We start from the raw sequence: 20,213 nt of genomic DNA, 5'->3' as shown, positions 1-20,213 counted from the left end.
CTGCTTGACCGCGCAGCATCCGTCCCCTTGCCCATGGCCCACCTGACGCTGCGCGGCCAGCCCCTCGGCCGCTTCGCGGCGGTGCTGTTCGACAAGGACGGCACCCTCAGCCACAGTGAACCGCTGTTGATCACCCTGGCCGAGGCCAGGGTTTTTCATGCGGTGCAGCGCCTGAACGCCGTCCATCCGGAGCGGGTCCACGATGGCAGCAGCACCGAACTGGAGACCCTGCTGCGCCGGGCCTACGGCCTTGATCAGCACGGCGTCCATCCAGCCGGCACCACGGCCGTGGCTTCGCGCGAACACAATCTGATCTCCACCGCCACCGCCCTGGCCCAGGTGGGGGTCGGCTGGCCCGAGGCGTTGGCGCTGGCGCATGCCGTGTTCAGCGACACCGATGGGCTGCATGGGGAGGGTGCCGCCGCTGCGCTCCCCACCAACGGACTGATGGAGCTGCTGACGGCGCTCTCTGGCGCCGGCCTGCGTTGCGGTGTGATCAGCAATGACGGAACCGCCGGTATCCACCATTTCCTGCATCACAACGGGCTGAGCGGCTTCTTTTCGGCCAGCTGGAGCGCCGATCACCAGCCCTGCAAACCGGATCCTGGTGCGGTGCATGGGCTGTGCGACCTGTTGCGGGTGAAGCCTGCCGAGTGCCTGCTGATCGGAGACGCCAACAGTGATCTGCGCATGGCTCTGGCGGCAGGGCTCCCCACCGCCCTTGGGTACACCGCCGGCTGGCAACGACGACCACCACTGGACCCCCTGTTTCCCCAGCTGCAGCACTGGTCTGAACTGGCCGTCATGGGGACGGACGGGGCGAGCGTTGTGAGCAGCGCGATTTCAGGCTGCAGCACTGCCGAATAAGCTGCTCGACTGATCCATCAGCCAGCGTGGGATGAGCCGTTACGTCTTTACCTCTGAATCGGTCACCGAGGGGCATCCCGACAAGATCTGCGATCAGGTGAGCGATGCGGTACTCGACGCGTTACTGGCCCAGGACCCCGCCTCACGGGTGGCCTGCGAAACGGTGGTGAACACCGGCCTCTGCCTGATCACCGGTGAAGTGACCACCACCGCCCGGGTGGACTTCAACACCCTGGTCCGCGGTGTGATCCAGGAGATCGGCTACGAGGGCGCCCGCGCCGGCGGCTTCGATGCCAACAGCTGCGCCGTGCTGGTGGCCCTTGATCAGCAGTCGCCCGATATTGCCCAGGGAGTGAACGAAGCCGATGACCACGACGGTGATCCGCTGGATCTGGTGGGTGCCGGCGATCAGGGCATCATGTTCGGCTACGCCTGTGACGAAACCCCGGAGCTGATGCCGCTGCCGATCAGCCTGGCCCACCGGCTGGCGCGGCGCCTGGCGGAGGTGCGCCACGATGGCACCATCGGCTACCTGCTGCCCGACGGCAAAACCCAGGTCAGCGTGGTGTATGAAAACAATCAGCCGGTGGCCATCGACACCGTGCTGATCTCCACCCAGCACACCGCCGAGATCGACGGCATCAGCGAGGAGAACACCCTGCGCGAGCGTATTGCCGCTGATCTCTGGGATCACGTGGTGCTTCCCGCCACCGCCGGCCTGACACTCCAGCCCCGCAAGGAAGCGACCGACGACGGTCCATCCACCCGCTTCCTGGTCAATCCCACCGGCAAGTTCGTGGTGGGAGGCCCCCAGGGTGATGCGGGCCTCACCGGCCGCAAGATCATTGTCGACACCTACGGCGGTTATGCCCGCCACGGCGGTGGTGCCTTCTCCGGCAAGGACCCCACCAAGGTGGACCGATCCGCCGCCTATGCCGCCCGCTACGTGGCCAAAGCCCTGGTGGCCGCCGGTCTGGCGAAGAAGGTGGAAGTGCAGCTCAGCTACGCCATCGGCGTGGCCCGGCCCGTGAGCATCCTGGTGCAGAGCTTCGGGACCGGCCGCATCAGCGACGAGAACCTCACGGCGCTGGTGCAGGAACACTTCGATCTGCGCCCCGGCGCCATCATCGAAACCTTCCAATTGCGGGAACTGCCCGCTCAGCGCGGCGGCCGCTTCTACCAGGATGTGGCCGCCTACGGCCACTTCGGCCGCACGGATCTCAACCTTCCCTGGGAAGACGTGGCCGCGATTGCCGCCACGATCCAGCAGGCCACCAGGGATCTGGTGGCTGCGGCCGCCTGAAACCAGGGTTCAGCGGTCGTCTGTTCGGCAGCACCCATCGATACGCCAGCCCCCTGCAGTGATCCAGGCCCAGCGGACTGGTCGCTTGGGGTTGACCTGGGCAGCAGCGGCCTACGGATTGCCTTGATCGATGGGGCCGGCCAGCGACAGGCCGACGAATCCTGCGACTACCCCGCTCCGTTCCCGGATCCCGGCGGCTGGCGCACCGGTCTGATCACCCTGGTGCAGCGGCTGCCGCGGCCGTGGCGCCAGCGGATCGGCGCCATCGCCGTGGACGGGACCTCCGGCACGCTGCTGCTCTGCCATCCCGATGGCGCCCCCCCCGCCTGCCCGTTGGGCCAGGCCCTCCCGTACCACCAGGCCTGTCCAGACAAAGCTGTCGAATCAGCCACCCTGGCCGCAGACTGCACCGCCGCAGCGAGTCCCAGCGGCAGCCTGGCCCGGGCCCTGCGCCTGCTGGATCAAGCGGCAGCAGCGGGCTACGGGCCTGCGGATCTTTGGCTGCGTCATCAGGCCGACTGGCTGATGGGCTGGCTGCTGAACGACTGGCGCTGGGGCGAGGAAGGCAACAACCTACGCCTCGGCTGGCACTTGCCAGACTCGGCGACAGGAGACGGGCACTGGGCCGGAGCGATCCACCAGCAGGCCTGGAGCCCTGCCCTGCCCCAGATCCGGCCCAGTGGCACCCGCCTGGGCCCGTTGGCGCCGGCCGCAGCGGCAGCCCTCGATCTGCCCGCCAGCTGCCTCGTGATCGCCGGCAGCACCGACAGCAACGCCGGGGTGCTCGCCGCCGACCCAGCCCCGGACGACGGCATCACGGTGCTGGGCACCACCTTGGTGTTGAAACAGTTCAGTGCCGTGCCGGTCCGGGCGCCTGGGGTGAGCTGCCACCGGCTGGGGGGGCGTTGGCTGGTGGGGGGAGCCTCCAATGCGGGCGCGGGCATCCTGCGCCGCTTCTTCGACGACGCCACGATCGCGGCCCTCAGCCGGCAGATCGATCCAGGGCGGCCCAGCGGCCTCAACCTGCTGCCCCTGCCCGGGACGGGCGAACGGTTTCCCGTGGACGATCCGGAGCTCAGGCCTCGGCTCGATCCCCGCCCTGTGAGCGATGCGCTCTACCTGCAGGCCCTGCTGGAGGGGCTCACGGCGATTGAGCAGGCCGGCTGGCAACGGCTGGAAACCCTCGGCCTGCCTCCGGTGCGGCGGGTGATCACGCTGGGGGGAGGGGCCCGCAATCCTCAGTGGCGTGCCCTGCGCCAGCAACGGCTGGGCCGAACCGTGCTGAACCGGCCGGCGCTGTCGGCCGCCCTCGGCATGGCGCGCCTGGCCCGGCAGGGTCTGAGACTGGGCCCGTCCCCCACTGATGCCCCATGAACGAACGACTGCGCACCGTGATCTCGATGGCCCTGTTTGCGGTGCTGGCGGGATACGTGGGCTTCAGCGCCATCCGCCTGGGCCTGCTGCTGTGGCAGCGCTTCGGTGCCGCCTGACGTGAAACCGGCCGGGAAGGGGCCCGGCGCGAGCGCCAGAATCAGGCCGACCCCACCCACCTGTTGTCCCATGGCCGCCGACCCCCTCACCACCGCCGTGAGCGATCGGATCTGCAAGCACATGAACGAAGACCATGCCGAAGCGGTGCTGTCCTATGCCCGGCACTACGCCGGTATCAGCGGAGCGACCGAGGCCCGCCTGCTGGCGGTGAACCCCGATGCGATGCGGCTGGAGGTGGACGGAGCCAGGGTGGAGGTGGCCTTTGATCACCAGCTCAGCGACAGCGAGGATGCCCATCGCACCCTGGTGGCCATGCTGCGGGCGCTGCCGAAGCAGGACACCAACGCCTGAACCCGCTGGGTCCGCCTTGGGGAATCCTTTCGCCAGTTCGCCTGCCGCCGGCAGCTGCCGTTCTGGTCACCTCCCATCGTGCCTCCCCCCAGCTGTCACCGCCCGATCCGATCCAGCGGGCGCTCAACCTGATCAGCCGTCCCTGTTGCCCCCTCTGCCGCCGTGCCCGGGCCAGCACCGATGAGAGCTGCGGCGATCAGCACCACTGGCCCTGCGCCCCCTGCCAGGAGCGCCTGGACCTGCGGTTTCCCTGCCTGCACGAGAGTGCTCCACTGCCCTGGTGGGCAGTGGGCAGCTACGACGGCCCGCTGCGCCAACTGCTGCTGAACCTGCGCAAGCACGCCGATGGCGCCACCAGCCGCGACGCCATCGCCGGCCTGTTGCAGCAGATGAGCCTGGGCCTGCCGCTCTGGAAGCAGCCGCCACTGCTGGTCGCCATTCCCAGCTGGAAACGGCGCAGCAATCCCCTGCCGGCGCTGATCTGCGACGAACTGCAGCGGTTGCTCGCCTGCCGCAGCCAAGCACTCCTGGAGCGCAGCCGCCCCACCCTGGGGCAACACCACCTGGGCCGCGCCCTGCGGCTGGCCAACCAGGCGGGTGCCTTCCGCTGCAGCCAGGTCAGACCGGTGCAGTCGGGGCCGCGCCAGCCGGTGCTGTTGATCGACGACATCCTCACCACAGGAGCAACCGCCTGCGCCGCCGCCGCCGCCCTGGAGGAGAGTGGCTGGCGCGTCGCCGGCCTGCTCTGCCTGGCCCGAACGCCGGCGTTGGGTGGTGATCTAAGATCTGCGAATCGCTGAGGCGACGGGCCGGGATAGCTCAGTTGGTAGAGCAGGCGACTGAAAATCGCCGTGTCCCCAGTTCAAATCTGGGTCCTGGCATCACATTTCAAGTCAACTCCGACCGCTTTCGATTGGAAGCGTTGATGATCCCCACCCAGGGACAGACAGTCCCCATCGCCGCCGATCTCCCTTGGCAGGGAGTCATTGGACCTCAGCGCCACGGCTTCAGCCTGATTCAACCCATTGACCCGTGGAGCGCGACACCCACAACGCCTCTCACAGCACGACAAAATTGTCCATGACGCCACCTCGGGGGCTTCGCAGCCTGGAGGCCTGCCGGCCAGCAGCACCGGCCCGTCTTCACCTGATGCCGCAGAGGCAGCCCTGAACCATGGGAAGTCCAATCGATAAGGAGACCTTCCTGGCACGGGCACGAACCCGCTTCGGCCAGCGCTATGACTATCGCGACATCGTGTACAAGAGCTACAAGACACCCATCAAGATCCGCTGCAGTCTGCACCCGGTGAAGCTGATCACGATCACGCCGGAAAAGCATCTGCAGACCACCGGGGGCTGCAAGTTCTGCCTACGCGAGAGCCGCATTCAGATGCTGGAGCGGGAGTTGCGCCGCGACCCCGCCGATCGCCCCCAGGCCCTGGACAAACCCAAAGCCTCCCGCCATGTCCCGCAAGCAGGCGGCTGAAGCAGGCTTCACCGACGCCGGAACAGCCACGTGGTGCACGGGCACAATGGGATGGTTGCTGCCGAGGCTGATGCCCGTACCGCCACTGGCCACCGATCGGTTGTATGACAACGCCGACAGTTTCGCCCAGAGCTTCGATGCCGCCTGGAAGGCCCTGGGGAACAGCCCAGAGGACGCCAACCACAGGATTGACCTGGTGCTCGACCAGCTCCGCGACCACCCCTTCATGATCAGCCGCCCGGCCATGGCCCGCCAGGTGGCTGACTTTCGGATTCGCCTCCTGGGTTTGTAAGGTCTGACGTCATGAGCAGCTCTCTCGGTCGGCTGGTGGCCATGCTGAGCGCCGGCTTCAGCAATCAGGCCCAGGCATTCGATACCCCCCCCCTCTACGCCCACATCCTGGTCCACTTCCGGCCCTTGCCGCAGCTGGCCCCGGGATCGTTGCTGCTGGAGCAGTCGTACGCCATTGCGCCGGCAGTCCCGTACCGGATCCGGGTGCTGCAGGCTGAAGAGCGGCAGGGAAGCCTGATCATCCGCAACCAGGCCCTGCGCGATGAACGTCGCTTCTGGGGTGCCATCGACGACGCCGAGCGACGCGACCAGATCGTCGCCGACGATCTGCTTCCCCTGGAAGGTTGCAATTACGTGGTGCGCGAACAGGGCGAAGGATTCGTGGGCGAGGTGGAGCCGGGTTGCCGCTGCCTGGTGGAACGCAAGGGCAGCACCGCCTACCTGGTCAGCAGCTTTGACATCGATAGCCGCGGCATGCGCACCATTGACAGTGGCCATGACCCCAGCACCCACGAACAGCTGTGGGGATCGCTGGCAGGCCCGTTTGAATTCAGCCGCACCCACGACTACAGCGCCGAGATTCCTTCCTCCTGGGGCGACACCTTCCGGATCTGAATACTGTGGGGGCCTGTCCTGTCAGCCCTGGACAAGGCTCACGAAACATAGAAGAGCGACATCAATCTTGAAATCGTGAAGCGATGTAATAAGCCGCGCCGAACGGACCCATTTCCGCCAGAAGCCCCATACCGTTCAGCACGTTATTCTCACCAGGCATGGCACTGCCCCTTCTCAGCACCAACCCCACCGCGATCAACGCGAGAGTCCAGGGATTCACCACAGGAAGTGAGCAGGATGCCGGGCGACTGGCACAGCGACTGCCCAGTGAAACCGCCGCTCGTAGCCGGGAAGAGGTCGATGCTCTGATTGAGCGGGCCTATCAGCAGATCTTCTTTCATGCCTTCCGGGTCGACCGCGATGCGGCGCTGGAATCGCGGCTGCGCAACGGCCTGATCAACACGCGCGACTTCATTCGCGGCCTGTTGTTGTCGCAGGCCTTCCGAGATGGCTTCTACCGCTGCAACAGCAACTACCGCGTGGTTGAGCAGATGGTGGGCCGCGTTCTGGGACGGCCGGTGCATGGCCAGCAGGAACAGATTGCCCTCTCGATTCTGATCGCTGAACAGGGTCTTCCAGGCCTGATCGACACCCTGCTCGACTCCCAGGAATATCTCGAGGCCTTTGGTCTTGACGAAGTTCCCTATCAGCGCAACCGGGTGCTGCCAGGACGCGCCATCGGCGCGATTCCCTTCAACCAGCAGGCACCGCGTTACGACCAGTACTGGCGCGAAGCCACGAACCGCCGGGCCCCAGCCGGCGGACTGGGCTCGGGAGCACGTTTTTCCGGCGAAATCACCTCGCCGTCCTGGAAGGGCGGCAAGCCTCCGGAATGGGCCCAGCGACTCTGGCTGGGACTGGCCGCCGTGGGTGCTCTGGAAGTGGGCCGGGTGCTGCTGACCACCGCCGGAGCCATGCTGAGCACCGGTCCCTGAACGGATCAGGCCGTTTGTTGCGCCAGAGGAACCTCGTCATCCATGAAGGCCTGTTCCTCCTCCTCCGGGAACGGATCAGGCGGGCAGGGATCAGGCGTGAGCATCACCACCTGATCAGCACTGGCAGGTTCTGGCCTGACCGTGTCTGGCTTGGCGGCTGACGGGCTGGCCACTGCGGCAGGAACCACTTGCAGCCTGGCGGGGGGTGCGGCCTTGGATCGCGCCTCTTCCCCACCCAGCAGGATTTCCAGTCGCTCCAGCCGATCTTCGGTCTCCAGCAGGCGCAGTTCCGTTTCCTCGGCCTGATGGACCGCCGCCGCGCTCTCAGCCTGCAGCCGCTCCAGGCTGCGGGCTTCCTGGGCATTCAGCCGCTCTTCCAGATCGAGAAGGCGATAGGTGAGCGTCTCAGCGACCTGCGACAGGGATTGAAGCTGCTCGGCAAGTCGCAGGGCGGGATCGGCAGCCTCGGGAGCCTTTGCCATCACGAGGAGTTCGCAGATGTGGGCGGATGGTATCGGCCCTGCCCAGGCTGGCCAGAGGGGATAGGCCGCAGGCAGAGAGCCAGCCAGAGCGGGCGAAACAATTGTGGCCACCTCGAATAATCAGCTATTCGCAAGGTCTCTGTGGACACGAAAAAGCCGCCGAAGAGGCGGCAGAGCATGAGAGCCTTATATCGTCTATTGACGAGATCTCCTGAACTATGGGAGCTTCTCTGGGAGATTCATGCAACAGTTGCTATATGGGAAGAGCGCTGGAGATAACGAAGGAAGTTGAAGGTCAGGTTCTTGAGGCCCCACCAAGCATCATTCCTTTCTAGCCCAATTTTTCTTGTCAGTTTTCCACCCATGGACATAGTCATGCAGCCGAAGACATGCTCCACACAAGCTCTGATTGACGACTTGACACGATTCAGTTCCTTGGCTTTGTCGCCGAGAGGATGATTGCGAGCACCTTTTTCATGGATCAGGCTTTCGAAGCCACCTAGACTCAGAAGATCCTCAAAGCATTCACCTGAATACGCTGAGTCTGCCCAAACAAAGTCATGTTCGTTTTCTGGATCCAGCAAGCGTGGGAGCAACTGGCTGTCGTGAATGTTGGCAGGAGTGACAGCATATCGGCGGATGAATCCATGGTCAACATCGATACAGATGCTGTTCTTGTAACCGTAGTAACTGATGCCGTTCTTTTTTGTCCAGCGAGCATCTAAATCCTTCTGCTGCAAGCGATCTGGGTTTTCATCCCAGCCCTCCGGCAGCCTCCCGGCTTTGATTTCTTTGTTCTCCTCGCGGGTATTGCGTTGCTTGGGAACCGGAACAAGAGTTGCATCGATGATCTGGCCACCGCGGGCTTGGAGGCCCTGGGAGCGGAGGTATGCCTCAAACATCTCGAAGAGCTCCTCGATAACTTCCGCCTTGCGCAGTCGCTCTCTGAAGAAGGCGACTGTGGTGGCATCAGGAATGCTGTTCATCACACCAAGCCCGACAAACTCCTCAAAGGAGCGCCTGTCATTCACCTGAAATTCAAGCTCTTCATCGCTGAGGTTGAAAAGCTGCTGGAGAACGAGCATCTTGAAAAGGATCAGCGGATCAATCCTCTTGCGCCCTGCATTAGTCTTGCGCTCATGGACATAGCCCTTGTCAAGCAGTGGGCGGAATGAATCCCAAGGGATCGATTCAGAAAGTCGCTGAAGAACCGGCTTCTTCTCCTTGAGCTTTGCGACTCTTTGCTGTTCGTCCCAGAAGCCTCTCTGACCCACTGCAGAATTAGAATGTCATCAATCTAATATTAGCTCAGATTAGGCATATTGCATTGGCTTGTTGATTTATCGAGGTGCCCTTGTAACGATTCTGAAAGCCAGCCCGGAGAGAGAAACCGCCCCCATAGGATCCGGCTGAAGCCTCTTGGTCAGAACCGCCAGCGGCTTCCCACGCCACCGGACGTCTGCCGATGACGTCCTCGGCACCGTCTTCTGCCTGTCCGCTTCCGCCCCCCGGCCCCTCACGCCCATGACTCTCGCCAACGCTGCCTACCTGGGCATCGAGCGCTTCTCCAATGCACGGAACAAGGAGAACTGGACGAACGGAACGGAGGTGGATAAGTCCACCCTGATCCGGGCCGTCTACCAGCAGGTGCTCGGCAACCAGTACATCATGGAAAGCGAGCGCCTTGAGGGTCCCGAATCCCTGTTCCGGCGCGGCTACCTGAGCGTGCGTGAGTTCGTGCGTCAGGTGGCCAAAAGTGGCCTGTACCGCCAGAAGTTCTTCGAGAACTGCAACGCCTATCGCTTCATCGAGCTGAATTTCAAACACCTGCTCGGTCGCGCTCCCCAGAACAAAGCAGAGATGCTGGAGCACTTCACCATTCTCCAGGAGCAGGGTTTCGACGCCGAGATTGACTCGTACATCGACAGCGCCGAATACCAGAACCGCTTCGGTGAGGAGATGGTTCCTTACCTGCATGGCTGGGACTACTCCATTGGCCAGCAGGGCCTGCAGTTTTCCTACATGCTGCAGCTCAGCCGCGGCGCTGCGGCCTCGGTCAAGGGTGACATCCTCAAGAATCAGTCCCGCCTCAACCCCGCCGTCCACTCCGAAGCTGCCGTTCCGGTGGTGAGCCCCAACGCCAAAGGCTCCGTGTTCCGGAAGGTGCAGGCCGATGGCGTGACCCGCATGGGTGTAGGCGCGTCCGAGGAAGGACGCACCTTCCGGGTGGAGATCACCGGCTTCAGCAACTACCGTCTGCACAAGCGCAGCAATCGCGTGCGTTTCATTCCCTTCGCAAAACTGCTGGCGTACCAGCAGCAGATCCACCGGGAAGGCGGTCGCATCGCCAGCATCACCCCGGTGAACTGATCGCTTACTTCCATTCCCTCGCTGTTTGAACCACCATGAAAGTTTCTGCCGGTTCCCGGGGCACGAGCTTCAGTAGCGGCCGTCAGGTCACCATCCAGGTGACCGGGCTCGCTCAGAATGATTTCGTACGCAGCGCTGATTGCGTCATGCAGGTGCCTTACACCCGCATGAATGAGACCCTTCAGATGGTTAACCGCATGGGCGGAAAGGTGACGAGTGTGTCAGTGAATGGCGGCGACCTGCCCGGCGCCGGCGGAGCTGCGCCCCGCAAGAAAGCCAAAGGCTGAATCCTCCGCAGTGCTGCAATCCGAACGGTGCCCTGCACTGCCCGGCCCCAAGGCCCCCTGACGGGGGCCTTTTTGCTGCGCGGATCTGGCCATCCCCATCGGAGCACCCATCCCATGGCGAGACACAACGTTCATTGCGATACAAAGACAGTCAGGTCCGGCTGTCCACCACGAACCGACCAACCCGCCCCCTGGAGCAGAGCCACTGCACCGCAGCCGATCTGGCCAGTGGTGACCGTTTGTGAATCACTCCTCATTCAGGTGGGGTCAGGGTCCAACAATGGTCAGGTCTTGTTGACAGAGGTTCGCCAAGAGCGGCTCCGATCAGCTGACCAGAGTGCGTGGAATCACGCCTCGACCATTCACCATCCCGACACTGAACGTCGAGAACAGGAGCTTTAACTAAATGTTCGACGCCTTCACCAAGGTTGTTGCGCAGGCTGATGCCCGCGGCGAATTCCTGAACGCTGGTCAGATCGACGCTCTGTCGTCGGTCGTTGCTGACAGCTTCAAGCGCATGGATTCCGTCAACCGGATCACCTCCAACGCTTCCAAGATCGTCACCAACGCAGCTCGCGATCTCTTCGATCAACAGCCTGCCCTGATCGCCCCCGGCGGTAACGCTTACACCCACCGTCGCATGGCTGCCTGCCTGCGCGACATGGAGATCGTTCTCCGCTACATCACCTACGCCGTGTTCACCGGCGATGCTTCCGTGCTGGAAGATCGCTGCCTCAACGGCCTGCGTGAGACCTACCTCGCCCTGGGCGTCCCTGGCGCTTCCGTGGCTGAAGGCATCCGCAAGATGAAGGACGCCGCCATCAGCATCGCCAACGATCGCAACGGCATCACCCCCGGCGACTGCTCCGCTCTGATGAGCGAGATCGGCACCTACTTCGATCGCGCCGCTGCTGCTGTCGCCTGAGGCGACCAGCTCCGCTGATCCCTGGCTGTTGCCCTCGGCAGCAGCCTCCTGATTTAGGTCCACCCTTCTTCTTCAATCCCTTCAATGAAGACCCCCCTTACCGAAGCCGTCGCCGCCGCTGATTCCCAGGGCCGCTTCCTCTCCAACACCGAGCTCAACGCCGCTTTCGGTCGTTTCGAGCGCGCCAAGAATGCCCTCGAGGCTGCCAAGGCCCTCACCGCCAAAGCCGATGAGCTGGTGAACGGTGCTGCCCAGGCCGTCTACAGCAAGTTCCCCTACACCACCCAGATGCAGGGAACCAACTATGCGTCTGACGCCCGTGGCAAGGCCAAGTGCGCCCGTGACATCGGGTACTACCTCCGCATGGTCACCTACTGCCTCGTGGCTGGTGGCACCGGCCCCATGGACGAGTACCTGATCGCCGGTCTCGATGAGATCAACCGCACCTTCGAACTGTCCCCCTCCTGGTACGTCGAAGCCCTGAACTACATCAAGGCCAACCACGGCGTCTCCGGCGACGCCGGCGTCATCGCCAACAACTACATCGACTACGCCATCTCGGCTCTCGTCTGATCCCGATCCGAGCCTTCGTTCCCTGCGGTTCGTTCGCTCCAGGATCCAACGCCCCCCTCACGGGGGGCTTTTTTGTTGCGCAGGCCCCTCGCCAGGAGGCTGCGGCTGTCAGCATCGGCAGCATCTGACCAGCAGTCTGCGGGCCATGAGCGGCAGCGGCGATTCCCAGGCCATCCAGGTGGAGGGCGATCCGATCGACGAGGCGGAAGCGCTGCGGCGCCTCCGGTGCAGCGATGATCCCTCGGCCCAGTACTACGCCGCCTGGTGGCTGGGGCGGGCGCGCAGCAGCCATCCCGACACCGTGCCGCTGCTGCAGTTCGCCCTGCAGCAGCGGCGCCCCCGTGACCCGGGAGCCGGTGTGGAGGAGAACGCAGTGGCACGGAACGCCGCCCGGGCCCTGGGCAAGCTCGGCTCAGCCGCCACACCGGCCATCGGCGACCTGCTGGAGACCCTGGACGACCCCGATGACGGTCTGCGGGAGGCGGCGGCACGAGCCCTTGGTGACCTGAGGGCCGCCGTTGCCGTCGAGCCCCTGCGGCGACGCCTGGCCAGTGGACCGGCGAGGGCCGGCGCCCAGCAGAGCAACAGCCCCCGCCTGGTGGAACCCTGCGAGGCCCTGCTGGAGGCCCTGGGCGACATCGGTGTGGCCAGCGACGAGGTGGTGGCGGTGATCCGTCCCTTCGTGGAGCACGAACGTCCGCTGATTCGCAGCGCGGCCTGCCGAGCCCTGCTGCAGCTCACCGGCGAGGCCCACTGGGGGGAGCGGCTGGTCGTCCTGCTGCAGCATCCCCAGCTGCAGGTGCGCCGCGCCGTCCTGATGGATCTCGGCGCGGCAGGCTGGCGGCCTGCCCTGCAGCCCATTGCCACCACCCTGGCGGAAAACAGCCTCAAGCTGATTGCCTTGCGGGGCCTGGTGGAGCAGGACGGCGATCCCGCCACCCAGGTGGATTCTGAGATTGCGGCGGTGCTGGAGGCGATGGATGCCCTGCTCTGAGAGCCTGAACCGATGACGATCTCCCCTTCAACAACGGGCGAAACCACCGATCTCCAGCTCCCGCATGAGCTGATCGAGCGGGTGCAACAGGCCAGCACGGCTCTGGAGTTGCTGCAGGCCACCCAGGCCCTCGCCGCCGCCGCCCACCCGGCCGCCGCCCCCTGCCTGGTGGATGTACTCGGCTTCAACAATCCAGGCGCCGCCGTGGCCGCGGTGGATGGCCTGATCGCCCTGGGACCCCAGGCCGTCGAGCCGATCCTCGACAACCTGGATGGCTACAACTACGGCGCTCGCGCCTGGGCCGTGCGGGCCCTGGCCGGCATCGGCGATGTGCGGGGCCTGGAGGTGCTCGAAGACGCCCTGGCTCAGGACATCGGACCGAGCGTGCGCCGTGCTGCGGCCCGGGGACTCGGTCAGTTGCAGATGCAGGGGCTGGAAGAAGCTCCCCGAACCGCCCTCGCGGAGCGTTGCCTGCGGGCCCTGGAGGCGAGCTGCGGCGACGGCGAATGGGTGGTGCGCTACGCGGTGGTGGTGGGACTGGAATCCCTGGCCGCCCGGCTGCACCCCACGTCGGAGCTTCGGCCACGGCTGCGCCAGGCGCTGGAGGGCCTCCGGCAGAGCCCTCCCGAGGCCGCGGCCGTGGTGCGACTGCGGGCGGAGCAGGCCCTGCACCGTCTGGAGGCGCGGCATGGCTGAACCGCGTCTGCTGTTCGTCTGCCTCGGCAACATCTGCCGTTCCCCCGCTGCGGAGGGGGTGTTCCTGCATCTGCTGGCCCGCGAGGGTCTGGAGCAGGCCGTTGTGGTGGATTCGGCCGGCACCGGCGGCTGGCACGTGGGCCAGCAGGCCGACCCCAGGATGCGGGCCGCCGCGGCCCGGCGCGGCATTGCGCTGCCGAGCCGGGCCCGCCAGATCGAGCGCGCCGACCTGGAGCGCTTCGATCGCATCCTGACGATGGACGAGGACAACCTCAGGGCGGTGCAGAGCCTGGCCCGCGCAGGACGGCAAAAATCAGAAAGGACAGACGCAGAGGCAACGGACGGGAATGGGGCAGCCCACCCTGGCGCCCTGGTCGAACCGATCACCAACCATTGCCGCCGCTTCAGGGCACGGGAGGTGCCGGATCCCTACTACGGGGGCGAGGAAGGCTTCGAGCAGGTCCTTGATCTGCTGGAAGACGCCTGCAGCGGACTGCTGGAGGACTTGCGCGCCAGTCTGGATTGAAACAGGCAGCCGGGACTGCCCATCGCATCGGCAGCCCCGCTGAGCCCCTGCAGGCGCTGGTCAGTCCTGCAGGGGCTCAGCGGGAGCCGGCCAGGCATCCTCCGGCACCCGCTCGCGGAACAGATCGACGAGCCGCTGGATCACGGCCTCGATCGTCAGGCCATCGGTGACCAGGGCGACAGCATCCTCGGCCTGCAGCAGCGGCGCCACGGCACGGGTCGAGTCGAGATGATCCCGTTCGGCGATCTGCGCTTCCAGCTCCGCTAGGGGCGGCACTGCGAACCCCCTCTGCTCAAGATCGAGGGCGCGCCGGCGGGCCCGTTCCGCAGGGGTGGCCGTCAGGAACACCTTCAGCTCGGCGTCGGGAAACACGGCGGTGCCGATGTCGCGGCCTTCCGCCACCAGACCTCCCCTGCGGCCCAGTGCCTGCTGCTGGCGTGTGAGCACGTTGCGCACGCAGGGCTGGGCCGCCACCTGCGACACGAGGGCCGTCACCGCGGGGGAGCGGATCGCCTCGGTGACATCCTGCCCATCGAGCTTGACCCGCTGGCTGCCGTCCTCCGCCAGGCTCAGCTGCAGATCGAGGAGCTGCAGCTGCGGGGCCAGGTCAGCGAGAGAGGACAGATCGAGGCCCTGGCGCTGCACCCACCAGGTGAGAGCCCGGTACATCGCCCCCGTATCGAGATAGAGCAGGCCCAGCCGCTGAGCGAAGGCACGGGTCACGGTGCTCTTTCCGGCACCGGCGGGGCCATCGATGGCAACGATCGGGGGACGGCTCATCAGAAAGGTGTGATCGATCAGGCGACTGGAGCCGCAGCGGGCAGCCACCGCCAACAGGCAGAACGGGCTCGCCTGCCGCAGGGGCTGGAGACCATGGGGCTCCACCAGCTCCCCATACTCCACTGTCAAACCCACCGCCTCCAACGGCGCGCGGACAGCCTCCAGCAATGGAGCGGCCTGCCGCTCTCCAGAGCGATAAAGCTCCGCCGCCCGGGCCAGGGCAACAGGCAGCATCGCCGCCCGCTGCCGCTCCACCGGGCTGAGGTAGCGATTGCGGGAGCTGCAGGCCAGCCCATCAGGTTCCCGAACAGTGCAGCAGCCCTGCACGGTCACCGGCAGGGCCAGATCCGCCACCACACGCCGCAGAATCACCAGCTGCTGCCAGTCCTTCTCCCCCAGCAGGAGACGATCAGGACGCACCAGCGCCAGCAACCGGGCCACCACGGTGGCCACACCCTCGAAGTGACCGGGGCGCTGGCGACCACAGAGCGAGGCCTGCAGCTGGGCCGGTGGCTGGATGCGGGTGAGGGCGGCTTCACCGCCCGGATAGATCTCCTCCGCATTCGGAGCGAACAGGGCGTCAGCGCCCGCCGCCGCCGCCAGGCCTGCATCGGCTGTCAGATCCCGCGGATAGCGCTCGAAATCCTCACCGGCTCCGAACTGCAGCGGGTTGACGAACACACTCACCAGCACGGCCGGTGAACCGGAGCCCCCCCCCCGAGCCGCCCGACGGATCAGTTCCTGATGACCCCGATGCAGTGCGCCCATGGTGGGCACCACATGGAGTGGGCGGCCGGAGGCGCGGATCTCGGTGCACCAGCGGCTCAGCTCCGTGCGCGACGTGAGCAGGGGAAAGGGCAGGCGAGACACAGGATTGACAGCAAAAGCCCATCCGCCAGGTTGACGGATGGGCCAGGGGCTGAGGCCGGGTCGGGCTCAGCGCAGGACTTCGAGCTTCACCTGAGCAACACCGCTGGAGACCAGACCAAGATCCTGAGCGGCACCATGGGCCAGATCGATCACACGGTTTCCGTGGAACGGACCCCGGTCGTTGATGCGGACCACCGACGACCTCCCATTGCGGAGATTGGTGACCCGCACCTTGGTGCCAAAGGGGAGAGTGCGGTGAGCTGCTGTACGGGTACCGGGCCGGAACACCTCACCATTGGCGGTGCGGTTGCCGAAGAAACCGGGCCCATACCAGCTGGCCTGACCGGTGATCACCTGTGCCACTTCGGGCAGACGAACCGAAGCCAATGCCAAAGGGGCGATCGGCGCCTGCTGCATCAACGACGGCTTGGCGGGAGCCGAGGAATCTTCAACCTGACGAATGGCAACGGCTGAACTCGGAGCAGAGGAAGCAGCCAACGCCAGATCCGAAGTCCCCTTGGCTGGAGCCACGTCGATGGAAAGGCCATCCAGGGGACCGCTCAAGGTCAGTGGAGTTGTTTGGCCGACTTCCGCTATGGCAGGGAAGACAGAACCGGCACCAGAAATCAGGGCGGTGAGAACACCGAGAGAAAATGTTGCTCGCATGACAGGCGAAACTCGCCGCCCAAAGCAACTGACATCCAAGGATCAGATGACCAGTTGACGATGACTTCAAGCCTCAATTGCGGAAGAGGTAGAGGCAGAAGCCGTCGGCGGAGTTCCTATCGGGAAATGACGACGAGCAGAACTTAACCGCACTGGACCAGCCAATTGGTTATCCGTGGACAACCGATTGGCGATCAGGAACTGTCATCATTCCCCAGATTCTTGACACCTACAGGCTTCGCCCGCCCCACGCCAGCCTCGGCCCATCAGCAAGGTCAATCACTTACATAAGCTGCGCTGATTAAAACTTGTGCCGATTCGAGAATCGACCACCGAATTCGTGCGTAACGGATCGCTGGACGGCGGCAAGTCGAGGGTCGGGGAGCGAGAAGCGGCAGGATCGGTGGAAGACGAGCGACGCCTGGAGACACCCTGAATGGATTACCGCACGGCAGGAGTGGATGTGGTGGCGGGGCGAGCCTTCGTTGATCGCATCCGCAGCAGCGTTGAATCCACCCGCCGCCCGGAGGTGGTGGGTGGTCTGGGCGGCTTCGGCGGGCTCTGCCGCCTGCCCGAAGGCCTCAAGCGCCCCCTGCTCGTATCAGGAACCGATGGGGTAGGCACCAAGCTGGAGCTGGCCCAGGCCCACGGTCGCCATCACGCCGTCGGCATCGACCTGGTGGCCATGTGCGTCAACGACGTGATCACCAGCGGCGCCGAACCTCTCTTCTTCCTTGACTACATCGCCACCGGCAAGCTCAGCCCCGAGGCCATGGCGGCCGTGGTGGAAGGCATCGCCGACGGTTGCCGCCAGAGCGGCTGCGCCTTGCTGGGTGGCGAAACGGCGGAGATGCCCGGCTTCTACGGCCCCGGCCGCTACGACCTGGCCGGCTTCTGCGTGGCCGTGGTGGAGGAAGACGAGCTGATCGACGGGAGGGCGGTGCAGGCGGGCGACCGGATCCTGGCGGTGGCCAGCAGTGGTGTGCACAGCAATGGCTTCAGCCTGGTGCGCCGCATCCTGGAGATGAACCATGTCACCCAGGACACACGGCTGCCACAGACCGGAGAGCCCCTGATCGACACCCTGCTAGAGCCCACCCGTCTCTATGGGGCCCTGGTAAAGGGGCTGCGGCAGCGGCGTCTGCCGCTGCATGGCATGGCCCACATCACTGGCGGAGGCCTGCCGGAGAATCTGCCCCGCAGCCTGCCGGACGGGCTCCATGCCGCCATCGAGGCCGGCAGCTGGGAGCGACCGCCCCTGTTCCGCTGGCTGCAGCAGAGCGGCGAGGTGCCCGAAGCCGACCTCTGGAACACGTTCAATCTTGGGGTGGGTTTCTGCCTTGTGGTGCCGCAGGCCGCCAGCGAGACAGTGCTTGAGGCCTGCCGCGAGCTGGGTCACCAGTCCTGGCTGCTCGGTGAGGTGCGACAGGGCGAGGTGCCGGCGGAGGCACCACTGGCCGGTTTGCCGTACTGAAGCCAGGCGCCAGGGCGCCGGTGGGGTCATCCGCCCTGCTTAACCTTCTCCAGCGCCCGCTCCACCGCTTGCCGGCAACACGGCACCGAGGCCTGCGGACGCTGCGCGTCGCATGTCATTCGTTTTCTGAGCCCATGTTCGATACCTCCAAACGCATCACCCGGCGACGTAGCTCCGCCGGCCCCAGGCCTCCGGTCCGTCCACAACGCCCCCGCGAAGGATTCACCGGACCTCGCAGCGGCGGCCTGCGGCCCACCTTCCTGGCCCTGCGTGATCACGGCAAGGTCTACGTGGCCGATCTGCCGCGTCTGTCAGACGGCCAGCTGGCCCACGTGGCCAAGGAGGCGCAGGAGGTGCTGGAAAGCCTGCGGCGGCGTCTGGAGGAACTCGAGAGTCAGGTGTCCCTCAGCGAAGCGGAGCAGGACACCCGCATCCGGGCATCCACCAAGCGGGACGTGACCGAACGGTTCATCGGCGCCATTCAGGAGGAGCAGGAACTGCGGCGCAGCAACCCGGCGTTGCGGGCTGCCGCCGGCGAATCCCTGGCCCGTGCCTTCCTGGAAGTGGCACGCCACCGGTTACCTGGTGCCACCTTCGACTCCCTGCTGCAGGAAGCCTTGGCGGCCTGCGGGCCAGACGGTTCCGAGGAGAGCACGCAGAGCGAAGCGCCTGTATCCGTGGGTTCGCCAGCGCCACTGCTGCGACGGCTGGACGGTCCGGTCGTGGTGGCGGCAGCCGAGGAACGCCCGCGCGCCCTGCCGGTGGTCCTTACCCCAGCCCCCGAGCCGGCCGAAGCCATCGGCTGAGCAGGATCGATTCAGGCGCTCTGGAAGGGGTTGGCAGGCATGCGGACCCGATTGGCAAGGGCCAGGTCATCCAGCCCCTGACGCTCCGCCTCGCTCAGCGTCCAGGAGAGGGCCGCCGCTGCGGCGTCGACCTGCTCCGGTCGCCGCAGCCCCGGGATCGGCATGGCGCCATGGGCCCGGCACCAATTGAGCGCCACCGCCGCTGGCGTGGCCCCATGGGAGCCAGCGATCTCCTGGAGGGCCTGCAGCAACGGTTGGGCTGCCGGCAACAGCCGCCGCTGCAGGGCGCCCCGGGGACCCGACAACGTGTGGGCCAACTCTCCAGGCGGCTGGCCGAGCACCCCAAGGGCCAGGGGGCTGTAGGCGATCAAGGCGATGCCCAGCTCCCGGCAGACCGCCGCCACACCATCGGGAGCGATCGGCTCAGGGGCCAGCAGGGAGAGCTGCACCTGCAGGCTGAGGATCGGGATGCCGCGTTCAGCCAGGCGGGCCTGCACCTGCCGCAGGCGCCGCGGCCCCATGTTCGACAACCCCAGACCGGCCACCTCCCCTGCGATCACCAGGTCGGCGAGGCCATCGAGCAGCGGCGCTTCCTGCCAGGGCGCATACCGGGCCGTGCTCCAGTGCAGCTGGACCCGGTCCAGTTTCCCCTGGAGACGCCGGCGGGAAGCGGCGAATGCCCGGCGGAATCCCCCCCGCCCCCAGCGCCAGGGGAAGGGTGCCAGCTTGGTGGCCACAGTGAGCCGCTGCCGTTCCAGTGGCGAAAGGACCCCACAGCAACGGCCCAGCAGGTCCTCGCTGCGGCCATCGAAACGGCCCGTGCCGTAGGAATCCGCCGTATCAAAGAAATGGAGCCCCCGGTCCAGAGCTTGCCGGAAGGTGGCCTCCAGCTGGGGATCCTGGGAAGGCTCGTAGCCCCAGAGGAGCCGGTTTCCCCAGGCCCAGGTACCGACGCCGATCCCCGGCTGGGTGGTCTGCAGCGCCATTCCCCGAACCCCATGAACGGAAACGCCATGATCGTGCTGCCGCTCCCCACTGCCCCCAGCCCGATGTCCTCCCTGCCCGCAGAACCAAGCGCTGTTCAGGCCAGAGCCACAGCCGGCGCTGCTGTGGCGACCAAGCCAGCAGAGCCAGCCGTGCAGCCACAGCCTGATCGTGTGCTCTGCCAGCACTGTGGCCGCACCGCCAGCAACGACATCAGCTGCCAGGGCATCTGCGTGGCCGATTCGGGCTACTGAGCCTCGGCAATGCCGCCAACACGGGCAGCGGTGCCACGATGCCGATGCGCAGCATGCCGAATCTGGTGAGAGCGGCTACAGCCATGGCGCTCTGCATGTGCTTCGGCGCAATCGAAGCCCTGGTGTCCCCAGGGGCAGCTGGCAATCCCCCGGAAGATTTCGGCCGCTGGGAAACCTCAGTGAGCCAC

At 65.7% G+C, this 20,213-nt stretch carries 23 protein-coding genes and 1 tRNA gene; 19 read left to right on the top strand and 5 right to left on the bottom strand.

Annotated elements, in window-relative coordinates:
* The first annotated feature begins 33 nt into the window (after window positions 1-33).
* The 10 genes from H8F26_RS08875 (at window position 34) to H8F26_RS08830 (ending at window position 7,338) form a co-directional block, all read left to right on the top strand.
* Complete coding sequence (locus H8F26_RS08875) at window positions 34-867, top strand: HAD family hydrolase (protein WP_197158806.1); 834 nt, start codon at window positions 34-36, stop codon at window positions 865-867.
* Window positions 868-898: 31 nt separating this feature from the next.
* Complete coding sequence (metK, locus tag H8F26_RS08870; RefSeq protein WP_197158805.1) at window positions 899-2,170, top strand: methionine adenosyltransferase; 1,272 nt, start codon at window positions 899-901, stop codon at window positions 2,168-2,170.
* A 123-nt stretch (window positions 2,171-2,293) separates the two neighbouring features.
* Window positions 2,294-3,544: an FGGY-family carbohydrate kinase gene (locus tag H8F26_RS08865; RefSeq protein WP_231605568.1), complete on the top strand. Its 1,251-nt coding sequence runs from the start codon at window positions 2,294-2,296 to the stop codon at window positions 3,542-3,544.
* Window positions 3,545-3,730: 186 nt separating this feature from the next.
* A complete protein-coding gene (locus tag H8F26_RS08860) occupies window positions 3,731-4,012 on the top strand; it encodes a DUF2470 domain-containing protein (protein WP_197158804.1) in 282 nt (93 codons plus the stop codon).
* A 287-nt stretch (window positions 4,013-4,299) separates the two neighbouring features.
* Window positions 4,300-4,812: a ComF family protein gene (locus H8F26_RS08855; protein ID WP_197158803.1), complete on the top strand. Its 513-nt coding sequence runs from the start codon at window positions 4,300-4,302 to the stop codon at window positions 4,810-4,812.
* 8 nt (window positions 4,813-4,820) lie between these two features.
* Window positions 4,821-4,893 (top strand) — tRNA-Phe (locus tag H8F26_RS08850).
* A gap of 292 nt (window positions 4,894-5,185) precedes the next feature.
* Window positions 5,186-5,497 carry a hypothetical protein gene (locus tag H8F26_RS08845; protein ID WP_197158802.1) on the top strand — a complete coding sequence of 104 codons (312 nt, stop codon included), beginning with the start codon at window positions 5,186-5,188 and terminating at the stop codon, window positions 5,495-5,497.
* Window positions 5,475-5,789, top strand: a complete 315-nt coding sequence (locus tag H8F26_RS08840) for a hypothetical protein (RefSeq protein ID WP_231605567.1) — start codon at window positions 5,475-5,477, stop codon at window positions 5,787-5,789. Before H8F26_RS08845 ends, H8F26_RS08840 begins: the two co-directional genes overlap by 23 nt.
* Window positions 5,790-5,800: 11 nt before the next feature.
* Window positions 5,801-6,403 carry a chromophore lyase CpcT/CpeT gene (locus tag H8F26_RS08835; protein ID WP_197158800.1) on the top strand — a complete coding sequence of 201 codons (603 nt, stop codon included), beginning with the start codon at window positions 5,801-5,803 and terminating at the stop codon, window positions 6,401-6,403.
* Window positions 6,404-6,561: 158 nt separating this feature from the next.
* On the top strand, window positions 6,562-7,338 hold the full coding sequence (locus H8F26_RS08830) for a phycobilisome rod-core linker polypeptide (protein WP_197158799.1): 777 nt from the start codon (window positions 6,562-6,564) through the stop codon (window positions 7,336-7,338).
* A gap of 5 nt (window positions 7,339-7,343) precedes the next feature.
* Here the strand turns inward: H8F26_RS08830 and H8F26_RS08825 are convergent, their stop codons facing one another.
* Window positions 7,344-7,820: a hypothetical protein gene (locus H8F26_RS08825; protein ID WP_197158798.1), complete on the bottom strand. Its 477-nt coding sequence runs from the start codon at window positions 7,818-7,820 to the stop codon at window positions 7,344-7,346.
* A 239-nt stretch (window positions 7,821-8,059) separates the two neighbouring features.
* Window positions 8,060-9,094, bottom strand: a complete 1,035-nt coding sequence (locus tag H8F26_RS08820; RefSeq protein WP_197157164.1) for an IS5 family transposase — start codon at window positions 9,092-9,094, stop codon at window positions 8,060-8,062.
* A 250-nt stretch (window positions 9,095-9,344) separates the two neighbouring features.
* Between H8F26_RS08820 and H8F26_RS08815 the strand changes: the two genes are divergently transcribed.
* The 7 genes from H8F26_RS08815 to H8F26_RS08785 all read left to right on the top strand — a co-directional run bounded on the left by H8F26_RS08815 (window position 9,345) and on the right by H8F26_RS08785 (window position 14,191).
* Window positions 9,345-10,190 carry a phycobilisome rod-core linker polypeptide gene (locus tag H8F26_RS08815; protein ID WP_197158797.1) on the top strand — a complete coding sequence of 282 codons (846 nt, stop codon included), beginning with the start codon at window positions 9,345-9,347 and terminating at the stop codon, window positions 10,188-10,190.
* A gap of 35 nt (window positions 10,191-10,225) precedes the next feature.
* On the top strand, window positions 10,226-10,477 hold the full coding sequence (locus H8F26_RS08810; RefSeq protein ID WP_197158796.1) for a phycobilisome linker polypeptide: 252 nt from the start codon (window positions 10,226-10,228) through the stop codon (window positions 10,475-10,477).
* A 406-nt stretch (window positions 10,478-10,883) separates the two neighbouring features.
* Window positions 10,884-11,402, top strand: coding sequence for a phycocyanin subunit beta (locus H8F26_RS08805; RefSeq protein ID WP_197158795.1), 519 nt, complete (start codon window positions 10,884-10,886; stop codon window positions 11,400-11,402).
* Between the two features lie 84 nt (window positions 11,403-11,486).
* Window positions 11,487-11,975, top strand: a complete 489-nt coding sequence (cpcA, locus tag H8F26_RS08800) for a phycocyanin subunit alpha (RefSeq protein ID WP_197158794.1) — start codon at window positions 11,487-11,489, stop codon at window positions 11,973-11,975.
* A 145-nt stretch (window positions 11,976-12,120) separates the two neighbouring features.
* Window positions 12,121-12,969 (top strand): HEAT repeat domain-containing protein, encoded by an 849-nt coding sequence (locus tag H8F26_RS08795; protein WP_197158793.1) that lies wholly within the window; start codon window positions 12,121-12,123, stop codon window positions 12,967-12,969.
* Between the two features lie 12 nt (window positions 12,970-12,981).
* On the top strand, window positions 12,982-13,665 hold the full coding sequence (locus H8F26_RS08790; protein ID WP_197158792.1) for a HEAT repeat domain-containing protein: 684 nt from the start codon (window positions 12,982-12,984) through the stop codon (window positions 13,663-13,665).
* Window positions 13,658-14,191 carry a low molecular weight protein-tyrosine-phosphatase gene (locus H8F26_RS08785; protein WP_197158791.1) on the top strand — a complete coding sequence of 178 codons (534 nt, stop codon included), beginning with the start codon at window positions 13,658-13,660 and terminating at the stop codon, window positions 14,189-14,191. Before H8F26_RS08790 ends, H8F26_RS08785 begins: the two co-directional genes overlap by 8 nt.
* A 60-nt stretch (window positions 14,192-14,251) precedes the next feature.
* Here the strand turns inward: H8F26_RS08785 and H8F26_RS08780 are convergent, their stop codons facing one another.
* Window positions 14,252-15,832: a bifunctional pantoate--beta-alanine ligase/(d)CMP kinase gene (locus H8F26_RS08780; RefSeq protein ID WP_197159082.1), complete on the bottom strand. Its 1,581-nt coding sequence runs from the start codon at window positions 15,830-15,832 to the stop codon at window positions 14,252-14,254.
* A gap of 75 nt (window positions 15,833-15,907) precedes the next feature.
* Complete coding sequence (locus H8F26_RS08775) at window positions 15,908-16,507, bottom strand: septal ring lytic transglycosylase RlpA family protein (protein WP_197159081.1); 600 nt, start codon at window positions 16,505-16,507, stop codon at window positions 15,908-15,910.
* 436 nt (window positions 16,508-16,943) lie between these two features.
* On the opposite strand from H8F26_RS08775, the gene purM reads away from it, so the two are divergent.
* Window positions 16,944-17,981 carry a phosphoribosylformylglycinamidine cyclo-ligase gene (purM, locus tag H8F26_RS08770; RefSeq protein ID WP_197158790.1) on the top strand — a complete coding sequence of 346 codons (1,038 nt, stop codon included), beginning with the start codon at window positions 16,944-16,946 and terminating at the stop codon, window positions 17,979-17,981.
* A gap of 134 nt (window positions 17,982-18,115) precedes the next feature.
* Complete coding sequence (locus H8F26_RS08765) at window positions 18,116-18,787, top strand: 2-hydroxyacyl-CoA dehydratase (RefSeq protein WP_197158789.1); 672 nt, start codon at window positions 18,116-18,118, stop codon at window positions 18,785-18,787.
* A gap of 11 nt (window positions 18,788-18,798) precedes the next feature.
* Here H8F26_RS08765 and H8F26_RS08760 read toward each other — a convergent pair whose 3' ends face one another.
* Window positions 18,799-19,773 carry an aldo/keto reductase gene (locus H8F26_RS08760; RefSeq protein ID WP_197158788.1) on the bottom strand — a complete coding sequence of 325 codons (975 nt, stop codon included), beginning with the start codon at window positions 19,771-19,773 and terminating at the stop codon, window positions 18,799-18,801.
* Window positions 19,774-20,213 lie beyond the last annotated feature (440 nt).

The organism is Synechococcus sp. CBW1006 (assembly GCF_015840525.1).
Taxonomy (GTDB): Bacteria; Cyanobacteriota; Cyanobacteriia; order PCC-6307; family Cyanobiaceae; genus CBW1002.
The sequence above is the reverse complement of the archived record's forward strand: the minus strand, read 5'-3'. Positions and strand labels throughout refer to the sequence as shown.